Annotated in this window: 15 protein-coding genes; 10 read left to right on the top strand and 5 right to left on the bottom strand. The window is 41.4% G+C overall.

Annotation, left to right across the window (positions count from 1 at the left end):
- Positions 1 to 20 precede the first annotated feature (20 nt).
- Together IKB69_RS05005 and rpe are read right to left on the bottom strand one after the other, a co-directional pair.
- The gene (locus IKB69_RS05005) at positions 21 to 782 is read right to left on the bottom strand and encodes a 3'-5' exonuclease (RefSeq protein WP_290946756.1); all 762 of its coding nucleotides are present in this window, start codon (positions 780 to 782) and stop codon (positions 21 to 23) included.
- Positions 779 to 1,432 carry a ribulose-phosphate 3-epimerase gene (gene rpe, locus IKB69_RS05010; protein ID WP_290946758.1) on the bottom strand — a complete coding sequence of 218 codons (654 nt, stop codon included), beginning with the start codon at positions 1,430 to 1,432 and terminating at the stop codon, positions 779 to 781. The genes IKB69_RS05005 and rpe overlap by 4 nt, the downstream gene beginning before the upstream one ends.
- Positions 1,433 to 1,573: 141 nt before the next feature.
- Here rpe and IKB69_RS05015 point away from each other — a divergent pair, with 141 nt between their 5' ends.
- From IKB69_RS05015 to IKB69_RS05035, 5 genes are all read left to right on the top strand, one after another.
- Positions 1,574 to 2,449 carry a class 1 fructose-bisphosphatase gene (locus tag IKB69_RS05015; RefSeq protein ID WP_290946874.1) on the top strand — a complete coding sequence of 292 codons (876 nt, stop codon included), beginning with the start codon at positions 1,574 to 1,576 and terminating at the stop codon, positions 2,447 to 2,449.
- Between the two features lie 9 nt (positions 2,450 to 2,458).
- Entirely contained in the window at positions 2,459 to 2,686 is a 228-nt protein-coding gene (locus IKB69_RS05020; RefSeq protein ID WP_290946760.1) for a hypothetical protein, read from the top strand.
- Between the two features lie 70 nt (positions 2,687 to 2,756).
- A complete protein-coding gene (gene dnaG, locus IKB69_RS05025; protein ID WP_290946762.1) occupies positions 2,757 to 4,391 on the top strand; it encodes a DNA primase in 1,635 nt (544 codons plus the stop codon).
- The gene (locus tag IKB69_RS05030; protein WP_290946765.1) at positions 4,388 to 5,431 is read left to right on the top strand and encodes a 7-cyano-7-deazaguanine synthase; all 1,044 of its coding nucleotides are present in this window, start codon (positions 4,388 to 4,390) and stop codon (positions 5,429 to 5,431) included. Before dnaG ends, IKB69_RS05030 begins: the two co-directional genes overlap by 4 nt.
- A gap of 11 nt (positions 5,432 to 5,442) precedes the next feature.
- Positions 5,443 to 6,525, top strand: coding sequence for a glycosyltransferase family 9 protein (locus tag IKB69_RS05035; protein ID WP_290946768.1), 1,083 nt, complete (start codon positions 5,443 to 5,445; stop codon positions 6,523 to 6,525).
- Here IKB69_RS05035 and IKB69_RS05040 read toward each other — a convergent pair.
- Genes IKB69_RS05040 through IKB69_RS05050 form a run of 3 tightly spaced genes read right to left on the bottom strand, consistent with a single transcriptional unit; the run spans position 6,512 to position 9,418 of the window.
- Positions 6,512 to 7,630, bottom strand: a complete 1,119-nt coding sequence (locus IKB69_RS05040; protein ID WP_290946770.1) for an SLAC1 anion channel family protein — start codon at positions 7,628 to 7,630, stop codon at positions 6,512 to 6,514. The two genes, IKB69_RS05035 and IKB69_RS05040, sit on opposite strands and share 14 nt — an antisense overlap.
- Before the next feature lie 3 nt (positions 7,631 to 7,633).
- Positions 7,634 to 8,362, bottom strand: a complete 729-nt coding sequence (locus IKB69_RS05045) for a cytochrome b/b6 domain-containing protein (RefSeq protein WP_290946773.1) — start codon at positions 8,360 to 8,362, stop codon at positions 7,634 to 7,636.
- 3 nt (positions 8,363 to 8,365) lie between these two features.
- Entirely contained in the window at positions 8,366 to 9,418 is a 1,053-nt protein-coding gene (locus IKB69_RS05050) for a 4Fe-4S dicluster domain-containing protein (protein WP_290946775.1), read from the bottom strand.
- Positions 9,419 to 9,506: 88 nt separating this feature from the next.
- Between IKB69_RS05050 and IKB69_RS05055 the strand changes: the two genes are divergently transcribed.
- From IKB69_RS05055 to IKB69_RS05075, 5 genes are all read left to right on the top strand, one after another.
- The gene (locus IKB69_RS05055) at positions 9,507 to 10,172 is read left to right on the top strand and encodes a Crp/Fnr family transcriptional regulator (protein WP_290946777.1); all 666 of its coding nucleotides are present in this window, start codon (positions 9,507 to 9,509) and stop codon (positions 10,170 to 10,172) included.
- 27 nt (positions 10,173 to 10,199) lie between these two features.
- On the top strand, positions 10,200 to 12,632 hold the full coding sequence (hsdR, locus tag IKB69_RS05060; RefSeq protein WP_290946779.1) for an EcoAI/FtnUII family type I restriction enzme subunit R: 2,433 nt from the start codon (positions 10,200 to 10,202) through the stop codon (positions 12,630 to 12,632).
- Positions 12,632 to 14,122, top strand: coding sequence for a class I SAM-dependent DNA methyltransferase (locus tag IKB69_RS05065; RefSeq protein ID WP_290946781.1), 1,491 nt, complete (start codon positions 12,632 to 12,634; stop codon positions 14,120 to 14,122). Before hsdR ends, IKB69_RS05065 begins: the two co-directional genes overlap by 1 nt.
- Positions 14,122 to 14,979 carry a restriction endonuclease subunit S gene (locus IKB69_RS05070; protein ID WP_290946784.1) on the top strand — a complete coding sequence of 286 codons (858 nt, stop codon included), beginning with the start codon at positions 14,122 to 14,124 and terminating at the stop codon, positions 14,977 to 14,979. Before IKB69_RS05065 ends, IKB69_RS05070 begins: the two co-directional genes overlap by 1 nt.
- A gap of 236 nt (positions 14,980 to 15,215) precedes the next feature.
- The gene (locus IKB69_RS05075) at positions 15,216 to 15,833 is read left to right on the top strand and encodes a restriction endonuclease subunit S (RefSeq protein ID WP_290946786.1); all 618 of its coding nucleotides are present in this window, start codon (positions 15,216 to 15,218) and stop codon (positions 15,831 to 15,833) included.
- Positions 15,834 to 15,930 lie beyond the last annotated feature (97 nt).

A 15,930-nucleotide genomic window follows, 5' to 3' on the forward strand; every position in this document is an offset into this window, starting at 1 on the left:
TGGACAAGCAAAAACTATGCCTAGAATCCTTTATGCTTGCTGCGCGAGAAAGTGATTAAGTCTTTTGCTGTGCAAATGGAGCTGGGTAGGCAAAGGCACGCGATTTCAAATACCTTTAGCGCGGTGAGCGCATCTGCATAGGCTCTGTGCGCTTTTGGCGTGTTGATTCCCAAAAATTCGTTTAAATACTGCAAGGAGTATCGCTTGGAGAGAATAGTCTTTCTAGCTAGATCGATGGTGCATAGACGATGATTAAGCAAGCCTCCAAGCCCACAAGTTTCTAGTGCGTGGCTAATGAAGCTATAATCAAAACCCACATTATGCGCGACAAATACACTTTGTCCTAAAAACACACGAAAATCCTCTAAAACCGCTTGCGCTTTGCGAGCATTTGCTAGCATATTAGCGGTAATGCCCGTAATATCTGTGATAATTTCTGGTACAAATGGTGCGTAAATAAACTCATCAAACTCCTCCACGATCCTACCATTTTCATACATAATCGCGCCAATTTCTATGATTTGGGACTCTTGTGGGCGTGCGCCTGTGGTCTCTATATCAACAAAGCAGAATTTCTGCTTGGCATAAGGCGTGCTAGCAGTGCGGAGGAAGTAGGCTTGCTCGTTAGATTCTAGCGGGAAGCCGCGGGCTTTTAGGAGTTCTAGCTCTAGCGTATTTGCACCAAAGCTCTCTAGGAGTGCTTGCATATCATCGTGCGCAAGCGCGTGGCTATGTAGCCTTGTATCTATGGCTTTGGCAAGTGGAGTTAGATTAGCTATCAATGGAGATCTCGAGGCTTTAGCGAGCATATAGCTTTAGCATAATTGCTACTATTGAAGATATAGCTCCCTGCCACAGCGACATCAACGCCCGCCTCTTGCAGACTTTTGATATTGTCTGCATTAATTCCACCATCAACCTCAATCAAACAGCTAGGGTTTGTAGATTCTATCAAGTCTTTTAATCGACGCGCTTTGTCGAGCACACTTGGGATAAAGCTCTGCCCCCCAAAGCCCGGATTCACACTCATTAAAAGCACCATATCTACATCTGGCAAGATATAGCGCAAGCTCTCTTCGCTTGTATGTGGGTTTAGCACGACTGCGGGGCGCACGCCATTTGCGCGGATATGAGTAATAAGCCTATGCAAATGCGCCACTGCTTCAATATGCACACTGATAAATTCTGGGCGCAAGGGCAGAAAATACTCTACAAACCACTCGACATTCTCCACCATTAAATGCACATCAAGCGGAATGCTCGTGCGCTTAGCGACTTGCGAGATGATGGGTAACCCAAAGGTAAGATTAGGGACGAAGTGCCCATCCATCACATCAAGATGCAAATAATCTGCACCAGCCTTGCAGATAGAATCTATCTCTTCACCAAGTCGCAAAAAATCCGCAGATAAAATACTAGGAGAAACAAGCATAAAAAACCTTTGAAAATGTGGAGTTATGGATTAAGTATATGCTTAAAGCATAGCATAATTTGCTTTAGTTTATAATCACGGCAGAATCACAACACCTAGACCAACCAAGGACATACAATGACAGAATCTAAACTAGAATCAATGGTTGCAGAGATATTCTCTAGCATACTAGAGTGCGCTACTAGAGTGCAAGAGCTTTTGCAAAGTGATGCTAGTGGCTATCTAGCTAGCACCAATGCTAGTGGTGATATACAGCTAGCCGTTGATGTGCGCGCAGATATGTTACTAGAAGAAGCCTTGCTAAAGTTGCCTTGTGTGAAGGGTGTTTGCTCGGAAGAAAAATCAAGCGCGCTCTATAAGCAGGATGCGAGCATTGTAGAATCTACTTCTTTGCACGCTCTAGACAAGGGACTGCTTGTGGCTTACGATCCACTTGATGGCTCAAGTCTCTTTGACTCAAACTTAAGCGTGGGGAGTATATTTGGGATTTATGATAGCGCATTTAGTGCGAGTGCGCTTGTAGCAGCAGCATATATTGTGTATGGACCGCGCTTAGAAGCCGTGCTAGCTTATAAGGAAGCAAAGCACTATGCCCATAATGAGAAGCAGTGGCAAGGCAAGGGCACACTCCAGCTAGAATCTAAAGGCAAGCTTAACGCCCCGGGTGGCACGCAAAAAAATTGGGAAGCAAAGCATAAGGAGTTGGTGGAGAGCTTGTTTGCTAAGGGGTATCGCCTGCGCTATTCTGGGGGTATGGTGCCAGATTTGCACCAGATTTTATGCAAAAGAGGTGGGCTTTTTAGTTACCCTGCTACAAGTGATGCGCCAAGTGGCAAGCTAAGGAAGCTTTTTGAAGTTTTTCCATTTGCCTTTATCTATGAAATGGCTGGAGGAGAGGCGATAGATGGGCAAAGACGGCTACTCTCTCTGCCTTGCGCAAGCCTACATGAGAGCACCCCTTGCTTCTTAGGTAGCAAGGAAGAGATAGCGCAAGTACGCGTAGTCTATATGAAATAAGGAGAAAAAATGAGTGCTAATCCCAGTGAAGATGTATTTGAAAGAGAGCTAGAGGAGCAGCTTAAGCTTCTGCAAGAGTGTCAAGAGACTAGGGGGCTACTGCCAGATGCGAGCGATCCTCATAAGCAAGGCTGCTTTGGGTGCGCGGATATGGAGCAGTGCGAGATACGCCAGAGCTATGTCAAGGCAGTGTATAGAAGTATGAATAAGGGCGAGGCTGGGGACTTTGCGTTTTAGATCTGCTCCCAATCACTTTTAGCAGAAGCTAGATTCTAGATGGGGCTAGGGTATTGTTTAACAAAGGTATATGATGATCACAAGCGCGTCGATTGAGAATCTAAAAAACCGCATTGATATTCTTGAAATCATAACTCACTACCTTGAGCTAAAGCGTGTAGGGAGTAACTATGCTGCCACTTGTCCTTTCCATAATGAAAAAAGCCCAAGCTTTATGGTCTCGCCTAGTAAGGGGATATTCCACTGCTATGGTTGCGGCATAGGGGGTGATAGCATAAAGTTTGTGATGGAGTATGAGAAGCTAAGCTTTGTAGAAGCAGTTGAAAAAATCGCTGATATGTTTGACTTTCGCCTAGAGTATGACAACAAAGAGCGCATAAAGCGCACAGATACACTAGAGAAGGTCGCGGCTTTTTACCACACAAGCCTTTTAGATTCTGCTGCTGTGCTAGAATATTTGCATAAGCGCGGTATTGATGATAGGCTAATTACGCAGTGGAATCTAGGGCTTTGTCCAAGCCACGCTAGACACCAAGCCTTTATCAACGCCCAAAATCTCCCCACAGATGAGTTGCTAAAAAATGGCATCATCGGCAGAAATGAGCAGCCCGATCAAGCCCAATTTTATGCGCGATTTAGTGAGCGCGTGATGTTTCCCATCTACTCGCCAAATGGCAAGGTTGTAGGCTTTGGTGGGCGTAGCCTTAAAGATGGTGCGCCAGCTAAATACCTAAACTCTCCCCAAAACCCACTTTTTAATAAATCACGCTTACTTTATGGCTATCACATCGCTAGACAAGCAATCTTTGCATCACAGCAAATTATCATCACAGAAGGCTATATCGATACAATAATGCTTCATAAAGCTGGTATTAATAACGCCGTAGCCACGCTTGGCACTGCGCTTACAAAAGAGCATATTCCTTTGCTCAATAAAGGCGAGCCAGAGATTATCCTAAGCTATGATGGCGATAAAGCCGGCATTAACGCAGCTTTTCGCGCAAGCATTATGCTAGCACCTTTGAGCAAAAAGGGTGGGGTGGTAATCTTCCCTGATGGTGCAGACCCAGCGGATATGATCCTAGCAGGTAGGGAGCAAGAAGTAAAAGAGCTTTTTGCAAGACCTAAACCTTTTATTGAGTTTTGCTTGACAATGATTGCTAGCAGGCATAATCTAGCCAACCCCCTTAGCAAAGAAGATGCACTTAAAGAGATCAAAGCCTTTTTAAGCTCTCTTAGCCCCCTTATGCAAGATGAATACGCCCAATTTAGTGCCGATTTGATTCAAGTGCCATTGCAGTTTATACGCGCTAAAAGGAGAGTTAAAAGCTTAGGCTATACCCCAGCCCCAGAATCTAGCGGCGATAAGCTTGAGCGGCTCATTTTACGCTATATGCTTGAAGATGAAGCTTTGCTTAATCAAGCTTTGCTCTATATTGATAGAAGTATTTTCGCAGATTATCAAGATGCTTTTGATGCTTTATGTGCCAATAATCTTAGCCACCCAAAGCTTTTGGGAATAGCTCTTGACCCACTGCCTTTGTGTGAGGGGGGCTTTGAAGCAGAGCTACGCATTTTTATCCTGCGCTTTTTAGAATCTAAACTCAAGCAGACTAAAGACATTGCGCAAATCACCCAACTTCGCGCTAAAATTCTAAGCCTTAAAGCTACTAAATTTACCGAAAGGAAACTACAACCAATATGACAGCATTAGCACTTTTTAGCGGAGGATGCGATAGTCTCATTGCGATGAAGCTACTTACATCCCAAGGGATCAAAGTCAAAGCCTTGCATTTTAATATAGGTTTTGGAGGCAATAAAGACAAGGGTGAATATCTGCGCAATGCCGCCCAGCAAGTAGGCGCGGAGCTCGTGCTAATTGATATTAGAAAGCAGTTTTTTGACAATGTGCTTTTCACGCCTAAGTATGGTTATGGCAAGTATTTTAACCCCTGTATCGACTGCCACGCTAATATGTTTGCCCAAGCATTTTTGCGGCTTGAAGAGTTGGGGGCTAGCTTTGTAATAAGTGGGGAGGTGCTAGGGCAGCGCCCTAAATCCCAGCGCAAAGAAGCCCTAGACCAAGTGAGAAAGCTTGTGCGTGGCTTTGGGAGTGATGAGAGATTTGCGCATTTGCTAGCACAAGGAGAGGATTCTAGTAAGCCGCAGTATTTAGATGAGCTGCTCCTGCGCCCAATGTGTGCCAAGCTTTTAGAGCCAAGCTTCCCAGAGAAAATGGGCTGGGTCGATAGAGAAAAACTCCTTGATATAAGTGGTAGGGGACGCACAAGACAGCTTGAGCTAGTGAAGCAATGGGGCTTTAAATACTATGAAAACCCCGGTGGAGGTTGCTTATTGACAGATATAAGCGTAGCAAATAAAATCAAAGACCTAAGCGCGCATAGAAAAATGGTGCTAGAAGATGTAGCACTAGTAAAAGCGGGGCGATATATGGTTCTACCAGATGGCGCACGCTGTGTGATTGCCCGTAACGAAGAAGAAAACCAAAAGCTCTCCACCCCCAATCCAAAAATGTCGCATATTACTCTACTAGATTCTAAGGGTCCACTTGGGCTTGTAGAATCTAGCGCAAGTGATGAAGATAGAATCCTAGCAGCTAGGCTTACACTTGCTTATGCTAAGCATAGTGGGGCAAAAGAGCGCGTACAAGTGGGAGAATCTATCCTAGAAGTAGAGCCACTTGAAAAGCAAAAAGCACAAGAGTTTTTATTTTTCAAAGCATAGGGATCGCTAGCGTGGTTGTGGGGTTTGCTTGTGCTTCAAGGGAGCTTGGCTCAAATATCATCTATGCCAAAGCTTTGTATGCGATTAAGGCGTTGTTTTCTTGTAGGCTCATAGTTTTTGGCAATGATATGACCACCGCGCTTTACTCACAAGCAAGCCATATTGATACGCTGCTAGATATTGGGCTTGATGTGCGGCGGCTAGATTCTAGCTCCAAAGAGAATATGAGTAAGCAAATCGCGCTAATCAATAGCTTTGCTTGCGACTATCTTATCCTAAGCGATGCTAAAAGCTCATTTCTGCGCTTTGGGCTTGCTACCAATGCAAAGCGCGTGCTATGTGCTAGGAAGTTTGTAAGCTTGATTGCGTGGCGCGCAAGGAGTTTGCCTATTTATGCGAGTAAGACTTATAAGCAAATGAGCTTTGAAAATATACTACTGCATTTGGTGCGACTTATCAACCCAAAAGCCTTTGATGCTGGTATCGCAAGGCTTGACTTCTCTCCTGCTAGGCTTTTTGCGCCAAAGTCTATCCAAGCCCAAGCTGATAAAATCTTGCGCTATGTTTATAAAAAGCGTTTTTGCCAGAATCGTATAGCGGAGAGGCTGCGAGATTCTAGGTTTATCGCGATTAATCCTTTTAATGTCAATAATGCCTACTCACTTCCACAGCACGCGTGGCTAGAGCTTATAGAGAAAGTGTGCAAGACCCACCAAGTGCTAGTGATCACCTATCCTACTGTGCATAGAGAGTTTATGCAAGCTTTGAGAGACTACAAACGACAGAGAGGATTTGAATCGCGCAATCTTATAATTTTTGCCAATAATAAGCTCCCCCACCTTATCGCGCTAATCACTCGCGCGAGTTTGTGTATTAGCCCAAGTACAGGCACAACGCACCTAGCACTAAATCTGGGCATCCCAAGCATAGGGCTCTATGCCCAATACGACAAGGTGCGCTGGGGACATAAAGATCTACACTACATTACCCTAGAAGCCCCAAGAGATCAGCTCACCAAAGCCCAGTGCCAAGATATTATCCAAGCTACCATAGCCCTGCTTGAGCAATGTCTAAGGGAAGCTACGACTCCCTAAAAATCGCTCCATTCACCACAGCCCTTAAAGTCTTGTATGAGATAAACACCACTGCAAAAAATGCCATCACAAGCCCTAAAATCCCCAAAAGCCCATAAAAACACCTAAAATCAATCATATATAAATCAAAGCTTGCTATCCCAAAAGCACATAGCGGAAAGGTAAAAGCCCACCACGATGGCGCAAAGTTTAGCTTAGTAAAGATATTCCCTAGACTTAAAAGCAACAGCACGAAAAACAACGCTACATTAAAGCTAACAAAACTCAAAGCATTGTGAATCCCAAAAAGACTATGAAAATCCACCACAAAAATGCTAGGCGGTGCGATAAAAATAAAAAGTGTGGGGATAAATTTAGATTCTAAACTTTGCTCAAAGATAAGCCGCTGCATTATCATCGCACTTAGCAGAATCCAAAAAAAGCAACCGATAGAAAAGAAAAAGAGTAATAATTCCTTTGGTGCGTTGATTAAACCACCACTTAAAGGCACGATTAAGTTGCCCACAATCGGTATAAACCACGCAGGGGATAGCAAAGCACTCTTCATACTCTCTTTAAACCAAAAGCTCATCACATATAAACTAAGCACGAGCTGCAAAGCACTTGCCACATAAAAAAGCCCCAAAATCCCTTGCCATAGCAAATCTACCCCGCTACTCAAATCACTCCAAAATGCCACAATGATAAGCATACTGATAGGAATGCTTGAGAGAAAGTTAATCTTTACTTGGTGTTTTAAATCCGCCTTGAATGCCTCAAAGTGATAGAATATTTTTGCAGAGTAGCACACAAGCAAAAGGGCAAAGACAACCACCGCCAATATCGCAAAGCCATACGCCCCCCACCATAAAAATGGTGCAATTATCCCTTGCCAGCTAGATTCTAATGTAGAATCTAAAGTAGATTCTGCCCCACTCCAAAATGCCACACTTGCTTTCTTTAGCACAAGGCTAAGTCCGCCTATCCCCATAACTGAAGCAAATAATGCGATGGGCAAGTTTGCAATGGGTGAGCTGGTAACAGGAAAATCGGCAAGTTTAGATTCTACTTTGTCTTGTGTTTGGTTTGTAGAATTTAGGCTAGATTCTGTATTGACATTTTGCATAGCTTAGTCCTTATTTTGCGTGGATTGTATATCGCTCATTTTAGCATTCTCCACCATTTTAATCCCCTCTTGCCACAAGCTATGTCGCTCCACAATGTAAGCTGAATCTACCTTGCCACTAAACATTGCCCTTAAAAGTGGGCGATTTGCCTTGAAAATGAATGCCGCTAAATGCCCTATAATTCCAAGTATGATGAGAAACATTCCAAGATTATGCAGCTGCGCACTCCATAGATACAAGCTATCGCTTAGATTCCACCCAGCAAGGTTTTTTGCAGTTTTCACTAAACCAGTAACTATTAAAAGCAGTAGCACAAGCCCTATGAAAAAATACGCCAATCTTTGTTCAGGCAGGTATTTCTCACTCTTTGGCTCAACTCCTCCAAAAAGCATAGCCTTGATGATTTTAAGACTTTTTACTCCATCGCCCTTTTTGGGGAAAATGTCAAATTCCGCCCTTGCAATATGAAAATATAAGTGAAACGCTACAAAAAATATCAGCCCAAACGCCCCTGCATAATGTAGCATTAAGCTTATATGATAGTCCCCACTCCACGCCATTAAAGGCAGTTCATTTATCATATACCTCTTTGACACAGGCATTTGAAAAATTCCACTTGCAATTAAAATAAATGTGCTTACCGCCGCACCCCAATGCACGATACGATTTTGCAGACTTTGACGCAATATCATAGGCTTTTTTGCCCTTATTAGAGTAGATTTTGTTTTCATAATTTATCCTTTCTTTATATTCTTTTTAGATTTTGCCACAGCGATTGCCCCAGCCACTACACCAATAAGAGATGCAGCTAACACACCTTTAATAAGTGCTGAATCTTCACTCACAAAGTTTTTTACCACCACATTCATATGCGGTCGCCCCATCTTTTGACTTTTAGAATCTAGCACACCATCTTCCTTGCCATACTTTCTAGCAATCGCTTCATCAATCTTTGCAAAATCAACTGATGAGATATAAAAGGTGCTTGTGCCACCATTTTGTGCGTCTCCATAAATGAATTTACCTTCTTTTTTCGCTTCTTCCACAAGTGCTAGAATCTTAGCCTTATCATCAAAGATTATGGCTTCTTTTGGACATTGTGTCTCACACGCAGGTTTTTTACCCTGTGCGAGTAGGTCCGCACACATATCGCATTTAAACATCGCACCACCACCAGCGAGTTTTGGGGCGATTTTAAGATAGATTCCAACTCCAGCTTGTCTTTGCGGTATCCCCCACGGGCAGACATCACGGCATTTTGCCCCACCAAAGCAATAGTGTTCGTCAATATTTACAGCATTATTATCATCTTTGCCAATAATCCCAAAAGGGCAGATTTTTTGACAAGTCGGGTCATCGCAATGCATACAGCGGCGTGGGACAAACACCTTTTTAGAATCTATTTCTAACTCTTCTACAAAAGTCCAATTATACGGGCTTAAGCGTGATATATCATCTCTATTTTTAGAGTAGTCTTCATAGATTTTACGCGGGAAATATTGCGGAATTTCTTTGATAGGTTCAGGGAATCTAGGGGCATTTTTCTCTTTACACGCACTCACACATTGTGGCATTTCATAGCCTTGGCAACCATCGCATTTATCAAGGTTTATAATACTTGCCTTGCCTTTGGTCTTACTAAACTCACTAGAATCTATAAGCGACCTTTTCTCTTTTGTAGAATCGCTAGATTCAGCATTTGCTCCAGCCACTAGCACGGGGGTAAGTGCTAGGGATTTTAAAAAGTTGCGCCGATTTAGCGCGCTGCTTGCATTGGTGTTTGCCATAATCCTACCTTTTTGATTTTGTGGGTATAATCGCGCATTGTATGGCAGATCTTAGGCTTTATGTGTAACTTTATCACAAAAGGGAAATATGCAACCACTAACTAAAGATACCTTAACGCAGATAAACACCACAATATGTGGCGATGAGAAAAGCCTTGAAGTCCTGCAGAATAAGGGCATTGTAAAGACATACACAAAGGGATATAGAATCTACCCTGATAGCGATGAGCTTTTGGGCTTTTTGTATGTTTTAAGCGGGAAAGTCCGCTTTTTTAGCGTATCAAGCAATGCTAAGGAAATCACCATTTTTACCATAAGCGATAAGGAAAGCTGTATCATTTCAACAAGCTGTATTTTATCAAACATTAAGGCTGATGTGGTGCTTGAGTTTATGGAAGATTCTAGCGTGTTTATCCTGCCAAATAAGATTTTTGAGACACTCACACGGAGTAATGAATCTATTATGCGTTTTAATCTCTCTTTGGTCTCTAAACGCCTAAAACAAGCCTTTGATACCATCAATGATGTAACCTTTAAAAGTCTCAAAAATCGCGTAGTAAAATTTCTACTAAATAACGCCAAAGATAACCGCGTAGAAGCAAGTCAAGAAAGCATAGCAAACAATATCGGCAGTGCGAGAGAAGCAGTTACAAGAGTGATAAAAGAGCTAAAAACACAAGGGCTAATTGAGACAAATCGCAATGAGATTGTGCTTAAAAATGGGATTTATGAGCTAGGCGAAGCAGAATGCTAGATAAGAATCTTAGACAAAGGGGCAATAATGGATAATGTAATACTTAGCGAAGAAGACACCAAAAAGCGTTATATTGAGCCTGCTTTAAGCAAAGTGGGCTGGGATTTTGAATCCATTAAAATGGAATATGGAATCAAAGCCAAGGGCTATAAGTTTAGCGAAGGCAAAATTGACATAAAAACAGGTAAAAGAGATAAAAGCACTATAAAAAAGGCTGATTATGTGCTTTTTCACAATGGAATCGCCCTTGCAGTGTTAGAAGCAAAAGCCTATAAATACGAAGATAGCGAGGGGATAGAGCAAGCAAAAAACTATGCCAAAGCACTTAAAGCCCCCTTTGCCTTTTCTAGTAGTGGTAAAGGCTTTGTACAATACACGCTTGCAAAAGATTTTAAGGGAGTAACAAAAGAGATTTTACCCCTTAATGCCTTCCCAAGCCCACAAGAGCTTTATGAAGCCTACAAAAAATGGCAAAATCTCACAAATGACAATCTTTTACAAACGCATTGTGATTTAAGCCAAACAACACCGCGTTATTATCAAAATAACGCCATAAACGCCGCCCTAATCGCTGCACAACAAGGGCAAAACAGAATCTTACTCGTCCTTGCCACAGGCACGGGCAAAACTCTCATCGCCTATCAAATCGCCCACCGCCTTTTTAACCAAACCCTGCCAAATGGCAAAAAGATACAAAAGATTCTCTACCTAGCTGATAGAAATGAGCTTATAAATACCGACACCACAAAGACTTTTAAAAGCTTTGCCAAAGGCATTTATACGATACATAACCGCGACTTTAAAAGCGGATATAGTTTGTATTTTGGAATCTATCAGCAATTTATCAGCGGTAGTGAAGAAAATGGCGATAAGAAAGAGCATTATAAAGCCTTAAAGCCGGACTTTTTTGACCTTATTTTTATCGATGAGTGCCACAGGGGTAGTGCTAGGGCGGATTCTACTTGGCGGGAGATTTTGGAGTATTTTGACTCCGCACTGCAAATTGGTATGACTGCCACACCTAAATACAACAAAGAGCAAAGAGAGAGCCAAGAGACAGGGGAGCTAGAAGCAAGAGAAGATGATAATATAGACTATTTCGGTGAGCCGGTGTATCAATACAGCTTACAACAAGGCATAGAAGATGGCTATTTGGCTCCCTTTTGCGTGGTAGAAAAATTATCAAATATAGAAACGCAAGGCTACACACCAGAGCCAGGTAAGCTTGATGAAAAAGGCAAAGAAATCCCGCAAGAGACTTTTAACTCCCCAGATTTTAACCGCACAATTTATCTCAAACCTCAAATCCGCTTCGTTGCTAAAGAAGTGAGCAAATTTTTACACCATACCCTAAAAAATCCTTATGCTAAAACTATCATTTTCTGCGAAGACCAACACCACGCCCTTTTGATGAGAAATGCCCTGCAAGATGAAAACGAACAAGAAAGGGCAAAAGACTCTAACTACATCGCACGCATAACAAGCGATGACAACGAGGGCAAAGCCCTGCTAGATGACTTTAAAAGCGTAAGCAAACGCTACCCAGTCATCGCCACGACTTCCCAGCTTTTAAGCACGGGGGTAGATACACAAATGGTGCAAGTCATAGTCATTGATAAAATCGTGCGTGATAAAAGCCTATTTAAGCAAATGATAGGGCGAGGCACAAGGCTCAATGAAGTCCTAGAATCTAGGGGTAAAACGCATTTTTATGTGCTTGATTTCAAAGGCATTGCAAGGGATTTTTTAAACGACCCTGACTTTGATGGCGAGGTGGAGTTTATCGACACAGATGAGGTAAGAGAGCGAGAGAAAAAGCCAGAAAACACAAGCCAAGAGAATGAAAACAGCAAAGACAATAAAACCCAAACTAAAGAACCGCCGATAAAGCACACCATAGACGGCGAAGAGATACAAGTCTATCCACACAGCGAATCTATCATCATCTTGCGCAATGTTAATGGCGTTTTGACACCCATCACACAAAGCCTAGAATCCTTTAGCGGTGAAAAGCTTCAAAATACGAAAGCTTTTGAATCCTATCTTGAGACTTTACGCACAGGCGATAAAGCCACGCGTGAAGAGCTTTTAGCTATGCTAGAGCAAAAGGGTATTTTTATCCAAGAATTACAGCAAATGGAGAAATTTCAAAACTGCGATGAATTTGATATTTTACTCTCCCTTGCTAAAGGCAGCCCCGCCCTAAGCCGCACACAAAGAGCCAAAAAAGCAAATAAATTCCTAGAATCTTTACAGCCAAAGGCTAGAGAGCTTTTAGAACTCTTGCTTGAGAAATACGCACAAGGTGGCATCGATGAGCTAGATTCTAGCGTGTTTGTCAATGAGCCTTTTGCTTCAAAGTATAATCTCACCACAATTGCACAGATTTTTAAAGAATATGGCGGAGTAAATGCTATGCTACAAAATCTTAAAAACGCACTTTATGAGGAGGTAAGCTAATGCTAAATATCAAAAAACTTCAAAACATTATGCGCAACGACGCAGGAGTGAATGGCGATGCGCAAAGAATGGAGCAAATCGCGTGGATTTTATTCCTAAAGCTTTATGATTATTATGAAAAAGAATGGACTGCCCTAAATGAGATGAATGGCACGGAGTATCACTCTATAATCCCCGATCATTTGCGTTGGGAGTCTTGGGCAGTGGGTGAAAAGTCCCCCACAGGTGAACCCTTACTCACATTTGTTAATAACGAGCTTTTCCCCACGCTAAAAGCCTTAAACATTACAGAATCCACCCCCTTACATCAATCCATCGTGCGAAAAGTTTTTGAAGATTTAAACAACTATATGAAAGACGGCTATCTTTTACGCGAAGTGATAAACGAGATAGAATCTAGCCTTGTGATTAACAATAGACAAGATTTTAAAGAGCTTTGCAAAGTCTATGAAAGCTTTTTAAAAACCCTGCAAAGTGCAGGGAATGCGGGGGAGTTTTACACGCCGCGTGCCGTTACAGAGTTTATGGTAGAAATGCTTAGCCCAAAGCTAGGTGAGAGTGTGGCGGACTTAGCTTGCGGGACAGGGGGCTTTCTCATTTCAGCGGCACATTTTTTAGAAAAGCAAGTAAATCTCACAAGCGATAGAAAAGTCTTTGAAACAAGCTTTTATGGTGTAGAGAAAAAGTCCTTGCCTTTTTTGCTTTGTGCGACAAATTTACTCATTAACGGCATAGAAAATCCAAACCTAAAGCACGGCAATGCCTTTGATTTTAGTAATTTTGAAGACTTTGATATAAATCTTACAAAATACCCTAAATTTGACATTATCCTAATGAATCCTCCTTATGGAGGTAGCGAACTTGCAAAAGATATTAAAACTTTCCCCCAAGAATACAGAAGCAGTGAAACAGCAGATTTGTTTATGGCACTCATTATGCATCGACTATCTTTCAAAGGCAAGGGCGCAGTCGTGCTGCCTGATGGCTTTTTGTTTGGTGCTGATAATGCAAAAATCAATCTCAAAAGAAAGCTTTTAAGTGATTTTAATCTCTATCTTATCTTACGCCTACCTAAAAGCGTTTTCGCCCCTTACACTTCTATCCCCACAAATTTACTTTTTTTCAACGCCGACCCACAAGGCACAAGCCAGACCCACTTCTATCGCCTTGATATGCCTGAAAATATAAAATCCTTTGGCAAAACTAAGCAAATGCAAAAAGAGCATTTTGCCCCCTTTTTGCAGTGGTGGCAAAGCGATAGGCAAAGCTTACAAGATGAAAGCGGGAATTTCAAGGCTAAGTCCTACACTAAAGAAGAGCTAGAATCTAGGAATTATAACTTTGACTTATGTGGCTATGTGAGCGAAGAAGAAGAGATTCTAGACCCCTTAGAGCTTATGGAGCAAATCAAAGCCGAGCGAGATAGGCTAAACGCCACGCTAGATTCTATAATGAAGCAAATTTCTCAAATCATCAAGGATAATGAATAATGAAAACAGATACTTTAAAGAAGTCCTTGCTAGACTATGCCATTAAGGGTGGCTTAAGTGCTAGATTCCGCCGAGAAAATAATGGGCTTAACGCCTTTGATGAGCTTGAAGTGTATAACGATGAGATAAGAGAAAAACGCAAAAAGTTAGAAAAAGAGTTAAAAAAATGTGAAAAAGAATTCAAGCTTGAAAAAGACAAGGACAAAAAAGCCCTTGTTAAATCTCAAATCCAAATGCTAAAAAAAGAGCTTACAAAATGCAAAGAAATCACGCCCTTAAACCTTAGCGAAGCACCCTTTGCAATCCCAAATTCTTGGGCGTGGGTAAAACTTGGGGATATTTGTGAGATTTTTACAGGGGATAGCATTAACGCCACAGAAAAAGAAAAAAAATTCACGCATCAAACAAGCGGACTAAATTATATCGCCACAAAAGATTTAGCAAACGACACAAGCATAACTTACGAAAATGGCATAAAAATCCCCGATGAATTTCTATCTTTTTTTAAAATCGCAAAGGCAAATTCTACTTTACTTTGTATAGAAGGCGGTAGTGCGGGGCGAAAAGTTGGTTTTTTAAAAGAAAATGTTTGCTTTGGTAATAAGCTTTGTTGTTTTGAAAATATTTTTGCTTTTTCTAAATTTGTATTTTATTTTTTACAAAGTGGAGAATTTTCAAAAGAATTTAACTCTAATATTAACGGCATTATCGGCGGAGTAAAAAAAGAGAGTATAAGACATTTTCTTATCCCCCTGCCGCCGTTATGCGAACAGCAAGAAATCGTGGGAAAACTTGATTTGCTCACTACACTCGCAAATGATTTTGCTATGACTAAAGAGAATTTAAAGAGAATTTAAAGAGAATTGAAAAGAGAATTGAAAAGAGTTTGCTTAAACTTGCCCTAGAGGGCAGTCTAAGCAAAGGCTATCGCAGAGCCTCCCCCACACTCTGTGCCTTTGATGAAATCAGCACTTACAACGATAAGATAAAAGAAAAACGCAAAAAGTTAGAAAAGAAGCTCAAAATTTGTGAAAAAGAATTCAAGCTTGAAAAAGACAAGGACAAAAAAGCTCTTGTTAAATCTCAAATCCAAATGCTAAAAAAAGAGCTTACAAAATGCAAAGAAATCACGCCGCTAAACCTTAGCGAAGCACCCTTTGCGATCCCAAATTCTTGGGCGTGGGTAAAACTTGGGGATATTTGTGAGATAACTATGGGGCAATCCCCTGAACAAAATCAATTTATAGATTTTTCGCCTACGGCTCAAAATGACAAAAGGGCTTGTCATACTGAGCGAAGCGAAGTATCTTATTTTGAATTTCATCAAGGTAAAATTTTATTTGGAGAAAAATTTATAGAAAAATCTAATATTTTTGTTAAAGGGGCTGTAAAGGTTGCAAATACAAATTCTATACTTTTATGTGTTAGGGCACCTGTTGGAATTGTGAATATTACACAAAGAAAAATTGCAATAGGTAGGGGATTGTGTGCATTAAAAAGTGAATTTTGCAATAATGATTTGTTGTATTTTATTTTACAATCTATGCAAACTTATTTTGAAAAAAAGGCGACAGGTTCTACTTTTAAAGCAATCAATATAGACATAGTGAAACAAACCTTAATCCCCCTGCCGCCATTATACGAACAGCAAGAAATCACGCAAACTTTAGACACCCTTTTCACACTCAAAAAGGGCTTAAGAAGAGAGTAGATCCTAGCTTCTATAAGTTTTGTGCTCTGTGAGCTAGAATCTAAAGATTTCAGGTGTATGGCGCGGGCAAACCCTAAGCATTGTAGCCACTGCAGTA

Origin of the sequence: Helicobacter sp., from assembly GCF_017502485.1 — a bacterium.
Lineage (GTDB): Bacteria > Campylobacterota > Campylobacteria > Campylobacterales > Helicobacteraceae > Helicobacter_B.

What these genes read in the sequence shown, in the direction of transcription:
- rpe (WP_290946758.1), bottom strand. Translation starts at nt 1,432, where the DNA reads ATGCTTGTTTCTCCTAGTATTTTATCTGCGGATTTTTTGCGACTTGGT.
- IKB69_RS05015 (WP_290946874.1), top strand. Translation starts at nt 1,574, where the DNA reads ATGGTTGCAGAGATATTCTCTAGCATACTAGAGTGCGCTACTAGAGTG.
- IKB69_RS05020 (WP_290946760.1), top strand. Translation starts at nt 2,459, where the DNA reads ATGAGTGCTAATCCCAGTGAAGATGTATTTGAAAGAGAGCTAGAGGAG.
- dnaG (WP_290946762.1), top strand. Translation starts at nt 2,757, where the DNA reads ATGATGATCACAAGCGCGTCGATTGAGAATCTAAAAAACCGCATTGAT.
- IKB69_RS05030 (WP_290946765.1), top strand. Translation starts at nt 4,388, where the DNA reads ATGACAGCATTAGCACTTTTTAGCGGAGGATGCGATAGTCTCATTGCG.
- IKB69_RS05040 (WP_290946770.1), bottom strand. Translation starts at nt 7,630, where the DNA reads ATGCAAAATGTCAATACAGAATCTAGCCTAAATTCTACAAACCAAACA.
- IKB69_RS05045 (WP_290946773.1), bottom strand. Translation starts at nt 8,362, where the DNA reads ATGAAAACAAAATCTACTCTAATAAGGGCAAAAAAGCCTATGATATTG.
- IKB69_RS05050 (WP_290946775.1), bottom strand. Translation starts at nt 9,418, where the DNA reads ATGGCAAACACCAATGCAAGCAGCGCGCTAAATCGGCGCAACTTTTTA.
- IKB69_RS05055 (WP_290946777.1), top strand. Translation starts at nt 9,507, where the DNA reads ATGCAACCACTAACTAAAGATACCTTAACGCAGATAAACACCACAATA.
- hsdR (WP_290946779.1), top strand. Translation starts at nt 10,200, where the DNA reads ATGGATAATGTAATACTTAGCGAAGAAGACACCAAAAAGCGTTATATT.
- IKB69_RS05065 (WP_290946781.1), top strand. Translation starts at nt 12,632, where the DNA reads ATGCTAAATATCAAAAAACTTCAAAACATTATGCGCAACGACGCAGGA.
- IKB69_RS05070 (WP_290946784.1), top strand. Translation starts at nt 14,122, where the DNA reads ATGAAAACAGATACTTTAAAGAAGTCCTTGCTAGACTATGCCATTAAG.
- IKB69_RS05075 (WP_290946786.1), top strand. Translation starts at nt 15,216, where the DNA reads ATGCTAAAAAAAGAGCTTACAAAATGCAAAGAAATCACGCCGCTAAAC.